This is a genomic window from Streptomyces sp. URMC 126, assembly GCF_051386555.1.
Taxonomy (GTDB): domain Bacteria; phylum Actinomycetota; class Actinomycetes; order Streptomycetales; family Streptomycetaceae; genus Streptomyces.
In genome coordinates, this window is the sequence record NZ_JBPQTX010000415.1 from 1 (window position 1) to 5,235 (window position 5,235).

Here is a 5,235-nt window from a genome sequence, read left to right on the forward strand (position 1 = left end):
GCTGAAGTGTGCGCCAGGGCGCACTATCCAGCCCGTCCGGCGTTTGAGGACGAGCGGCGGAGCCGCGACAAGCGGGGTCCGGGGGCGCAGCCCCCAGGGGACTGGGGCACCCCCCCCCCGAAAAACCGCTGCCTACGGCAGCGCGAGCATTCGCTCCAGCGCCAGCTTCGAGAACGCCGCCACCTCCGGGTCGACCTCGATCCGGTTGACGACCTTGCCCTCGGCGAGGGCCTCCAGCGCCCACACCAGGTGCGGCAGGTCGATCCGGTTCATGGTCGAGCAGAAGCACACCGTCCGGTCGAGGAAGACGATCTCCTTGCCGTCCGCCGCGAAACGGTTCGCCAGCCGTCGCACCAGGTTGAGCTCGGTGCCGATGGCCCACTTCGACCCGGCCGGGGCGGCCTCCAGGGTCTTGATGATGTACTCGGTGGAGCCGACGTAGTCGGCGGCGGCCACGACCTCGTGCTTGCACTCGGGGTGCACCAGCACGTTGACGCCGGGGATGCGCTCGCGCACCTCGCGGACGGAGTCCAGCGAGAAGCGGCCGTGGACCGAGCAGTGGCCCCGCCACAGGATCATCTTCGCGTCGCGCAGCTGCTCGGCGGTGAGGCCGCCGTTCGGCTTGTGCGGGTTGTAGAGGACGCAGTCGTCGAGGGACATGCCGAGGTCGCGGACGGCGGTGTTGCGGCCGAGGTGCTGGTCGGGCAGGAAGAGGACCTTCTCGCCCTGCTCGAACGCCCAGTTCAGCGCCCGCTCCGCGTTGGAGGAGGTGCAGATGGTGCCGCCGTGCTTGCCGGTGAAGGCCTTGATGTCGGCGGAGGAGTTCATGTACGAGACGGGGACGGTGGTCTCGGCCACGCCCGCCTCGGTGAGCACGTCCCAGCACTCGGCGACCTGCTCGGCGGTGGCCATGTCGGCCATCGAGCAGCCGGCCGCCAGGTCCGGCAGGACGACCTGCTGGGCGTCGGTGGTGAGGATGTCGGCCGACTCGGCCATGAAGTGCACGCCGCAGAAGACGATGTACTCCGCGTCCGGACGGGCCGCCGCGTCGCGGGCCAGCTTGAAGGAGTCGCCGGTGACGTCCGCGAACTCGATCACCTCGTCGCGCTGGTAGTGGTGGCCGAGCACGAAGACCCGGTCACCCAGCTTCGCCTTCGCGGCGCGCGCCCGCTCCACCAGGTCCGGGTCGGAGGGCGCGGGCAGGTCGCCGGGGCACTCCACGCCGCGCTCGCTGCGCGGGTCGGACTCGCGGCCGAGCAGCAGCAGGGCGAGGGGCGACGGGGCGGGGTCCTGGAAATCCAGGGACTGGGCGGTGGTCACGACACGCACCCTTTCTGTTCTGCGGACGACCGGACTGAGCTGCACCGGCCTTGTCGTCAATTTGACGCTATCTATCATAACTGCTTCGTGTCACTTTGACGATGCCCATTGCGTCGATGTGACGCATTCCCGGGCGCGCAGGGGATGTGCGAGCATGAAAGACGGAACACACGGCCGGACCCGGAATGAATCCCGGGCTCCGTCGGTTCAGCCGAGGACAAGCAGTCCGCACGAAACCCGGGAGTGAAGCAGATGTCCGTTCAGGACGAGAAGACCACTGTGAGCGACGGCATCCTCCTGTCCGACGCCGCGGCGGCCAAGGTCAAGAGCCTGCTGGAGCAGGAGGGCCGGGACGACCTGGCGCTGCGCGTCGCCGTCCAGCCCGGCGGCTGCTCCGGCCTGCGCTACCAGCTCTTCTTCGACGAGCGCTCGCTCGACGGCGATGTCGTGAAGGACTTCGACGGCGTCAAGGTCGTCACCGACCGGATGAGCGCCCCGTACCTGGGCGGCGCCTCCATCGACTTCGTCGACACCATCGAGAAGCAGGGCTTCACGATCGACAACCCCAACGCCACCGGCTCCTGCGCCTGCGGCGACTCCTTCAGCTGACGGTCCCAGGCCGCGTAGGAAGGCGGGGCCCCCTCGCGAAGAGGGGTGCCCCCCTTCCGTACGTCCGGGCGCGGTCAGCCCCGCGGCACCGGCTCCCCGGTGGCGACGTCCACCACCTTCCGTCCGCCCAGCGGCCGGTCCAGCGCCACCTTCCGGTCGAACCGCCGGGCCGCCAGCACACACGGCCGCCCGGGCTCCCGCTCCACGCCGGTGACCTTCACCGTCACCGCCGCCGCCGACTGGGCCTGCGCCGACGCCGCGTAATCGCTGCACACCCCGCCCCAGAAGCGCAGGGTGAGCCGCGACCCGTCGGCGCTGTACGAGGTCACCTGAGCCGGCACCGCCCGCCCCTCGCCCTTGCCCGGAAGCGGCCGTCCACTCCGCGCCGTGGTGAGGAACTCCGGGTCCACCGCGGGCTCGACCACCGTCACCGTGGCCTTCCCGCCACCCGGCACCGCGGCCTCGAACAGCCACGACGGCACCAGCGCCGGCCGGCCCGCCACCGACCGCGCGGCGAGCGCGAACCGCGCCCCGCGTATGGGCACCGACGCGCGCGGCAGCGTGCCGCCGGCGCACGGCGGCGAGGCGGTGCCCGGCCCGGCGGACCCGGGAGCGCTCCCCGCCCCCTCGTCCGCCGGCACCGGCGTCGCGCAGCCCCCGATTCGCACTCCGCCGCCCTTGCCGGCCCGCCGGTTGAGCTCGTCGAGCGCCCGCGCGGCGCTGACCAGCGGATACTCCGCACCCTTCACCGGCGACACCAGGGCCCCGGCGCCGTCCGCCACCCGGCCGTCGGCGCCGACCCGCAGCACGGTCTGCCGGCCGTACGTCGGGTGGCCGCCCAGCACCGGGTCGGCCGTGACCGTCCGCACGGCACCGAACACCTTGCTCGCGTCCACCTTCGCGTCCCGCAGCCCCAGGGCCTCCAGCACCGGCCGGGCCGCCGCCCGCGCCCGCTCCTCCGACACCGGACGCGCCGCCGCCGGATCGGACCCGCCGGGCCGGTCCCGGAAGGACGGGCAGACCGGAGCGTCATCGGGCTTCCCGGGACCGTCCTTCTCCGGCCCCGCGCCCGGCGGGTGGACGCACGGCTTCCCGCCGGCGATGCCGTGCAGCGCGTACGTCCAGTCGCCCGGCGCGGCCACACCCACCTGGATCGTCGGGTCCGCTCCCCGTCCGACGGTCCAGACGCCGTCCGCCTTCCGCGGCTCGCCCCCGACGCCCAGCGCCCGGGCCAGCGCCGCCACGTCGGAGGCGCCCGGCTCCCGGCCCGCCGTGTACACCGGGGCCCTGGCCGGGCCGTCGGGCAGCTTGCCCTCGGCCCGGTAGCGGGTGCCGCCACCGTTGGGGTCCGGTTCGCCCACCGCGATGCCCGGCGGCGGCCCACTCGAACCGGTGCTCCCCTCGTCGTCCAGCGCCAGCGGCGGCGGGGGAACCGCCCGCCCGTCGGCGGCCGGCCCCGGCGAACCGCCGCCCGCCGTCGCGGCCCAGTACGCGCCGCCGCCCCCGGCCAGCAGCACGGCCGCCGCGACCGACGCGACCACCGGCGGCGAGTGCTTCCGCCGCCGCTTGCCGGAGGTCTCGCCCTCGGTGCCCACCGCATCGCTCCTTCGCTCCGATTCCACCGGTGTCCCGGTCCCCGCCCCGGACGGGGCGAGGTGCCGGTGGGACGGGGCGGGGGAGCGGGCGGTTCCACGGCGGGCCCGTACGGCCCGGCCGCCCCGGCCGGCTCAGTCGCCGTACTCGGACATACCGCGCAGCAGCCGTGCCGTCCGGTCCGGCACCGACACCCCGTGCGACGGCGGGGCCACGGGGGCCTCGGCGTCTGCGGCGTCTGCGGCGTCTGCGGCGTCTGTAAAGGTCGCCTGAACCCGCCAGTGCGGCAGCATCCCGGCGCAGTCCCGGCGCAGCGCGGCGAGGCTGTCGCCGTCGGCGGCGGACTCCGGGGCGGGCGGAGTGACGTGGTTCACAGAAGTCCCCATACGGGCACCGTACCGACCGCCGCGACCGGGGAGAAAGCCCGACCATCGGGTAAATTCAGCCCTTCGTGGCGAGATCAGGACTGGTGTCCCGAGCGGCAGCCGGTAGCGTGGTACGGCCCTTTCCCGTAGAGGTCCCGTTCGCCCCGCTTCCTCCCGTAGAGCGCCACCGCCCCTTCACCGCCTCGCCCCGCAAGGAGCAGATTCGCCGTGCGTATCGCTGTCACCGGCTCCATCGCCACCGACCACCTGATGACGTTCCCCGGCCGATTCGCCGACCAGCTCGTGGCGGACCAGCTGCACACGGTCTCCCTCTCCTTCCTCGTCGACGACCTCGACGTCCGCCGGGGCGGCGTCGGCCCCAACATCTGCTTCGGCATGGGCGTCCTGGGCCTGCGCCCGATCCTCGTCGGCGCGGCGGGCGAGGACTTCGCCGACTACCGCGCCTGGCTGGAACGGCACGGCGTCGACACCGAGTCCGTGCACATCTCCGAGGTCCTGCACACCGCCCGTTTCGTCTGCACCACGGACACCGACCACAACCAGATCGCGTCCTTCTACACCGGCGCCATGAGCGAGGCCCGCCTCATCGAGCTCCAGCCGGTCGCCGACCGCGTCGGCGGCCTCGACCTGGTGCTGATCGGCGCCGACGACCCCGAGGCGATGCTCCGCCACACGCAGGAGTGCCGCACCCGGGGCATCCCGTTCGCCGCCGACCCCTCCCAGCAGCTCGCCCGCATGGACGGCGACGACATCCGGCAGCTCGTCGAGGGCGCCACGTACCTCTTCACCAACGAGTACGAGAAGGCGCTGATCGAGTCCAAGACGGGCTGGACCGCCGACGAGATCCTCGCCAAGGTCGGCACCCGCGTCACCACCCTCGGCTCCCGGGGCGTCCGCATCGAGCGCGTCGGCGAGCCCGCGATCGAGGTCGGCTGCGCGGAGGAGCAGGCGAAGGTCGACCCGACGGGCGTCGGCGACGCTTTCCGCGCGGGGTTCCTCGCGGGGCTCACGTGGGAGCTGCCGCTGGAGCGGGCGGCTCAGGTGGGGTGCATGCTGGCCACTCTCGTGATCGAGACGCTTGGTACTCAGGAGTACGAGCTGCGGCGGGGGCACTTCATGGAGCGGTTCGCGAAGGCTTACGGGCATGAGGCGGCGGCCGAGGTCCGGGCGCACCTGGGGGAGTGACCCCTGCGGGGGGCTGTGCCCCGGTCCCGCCCCTTCGCCGATTCCTGGGGGCGAGCCCCCAGACCCCCTGAAACCGCGCTCCGCGCGGTTGTCCTCAAACGCCGGACGGGCTGAAAGTGCCACCTCAGGCACAATTCAGCCC

General features: G+C 73.2%; 5 protein-coding genes. 2 read left to right on the forward strand and 3 right to left on the reverse strand.

The annotated features are described in order from the left end of the window. Positions 1 to 132: 132 nt before the first annotated feature. On the reverse strand, positions 133 to 1,320 hold the full coding sequence (gene nadA, locus ACSNOK_RS30380; protein ID WP_436784014.1) for a quinolinate synthase NadA: 1,188 nt from the start codon (positions 1,318 to 1,320) through the stop codon (positions 133 to 135). A 252-nt stretch (positions 1,321 to 1,572) separates the two neighbouring features. Between nadA and erpA the strand changes: the two genes are divergently transcribed. Continuing rightward, positions 1,573 to 1,929 carry an iron-sulfur cluster insertion protein ErpA gene (gene erpA, locus ACSNOK_RS30385; protein WP_004946545.1) on the forward strand — a complete coding sequence of 119 codons (357 nt, stop codon included), beginning with the start codon at positions 1,573 to 1,575 and terminating at the stop codon, positions 1,927 to 1,929. Positions 1,930 to 2,003: 74 nt separating this feature from the next. Here erpA and ACSNOK_RS30390 read toward each other — a convergent pair whose 3' ends face one another. Both ACSNOK_RS30390 and ACSNOK_RS30395 read right to left on the reverse strand, forming a co-directional pair. Next, on the reverse strand, positions 2,004 to 3,524 hold the full coding sequence (locus ACSNOK_RS30390) for a hypothetical protein (RefSeq protein WP_436784015.1): 1,521 nt from the start codon (positions 3,522 to 3,524) through the stop codon (positions 2,004 to 2,006). A gap of 132 nt (positions 3,525 to 3,656) precedes the next feature. Continuing rightward, positions 3,657 to 3,908, reverse strand: a complete 252-nt coding sequence (locus ACSNOK_RS30395) for a hypothetical protein (protein WP_436784016.1) — start codon at positions 3,906 to 3,908, stop codon at positions 3,657 to 3,659. 207 nt (positions 3,909 to 4,115) lie between these two features. Here ACSNOK_RS30395 and ACSNOK_RS30400 point away from each other — a divergent pair, with 207 nt between their 5' ends. After that, positions 4,116 to 5,093, forward strand: coding sequence for a carbohydrate kinase family protein (locus ACSNOK_RS30400; RefSeq protein ID WP_436784017.1), 978 nt, complete (start codon positions 4,116 to 4,118; stop codon positions 5,091 to 5,093). The last annotated feature ends 142 nt before the right edge of the window (positions 5,094 to 5,235 follow it).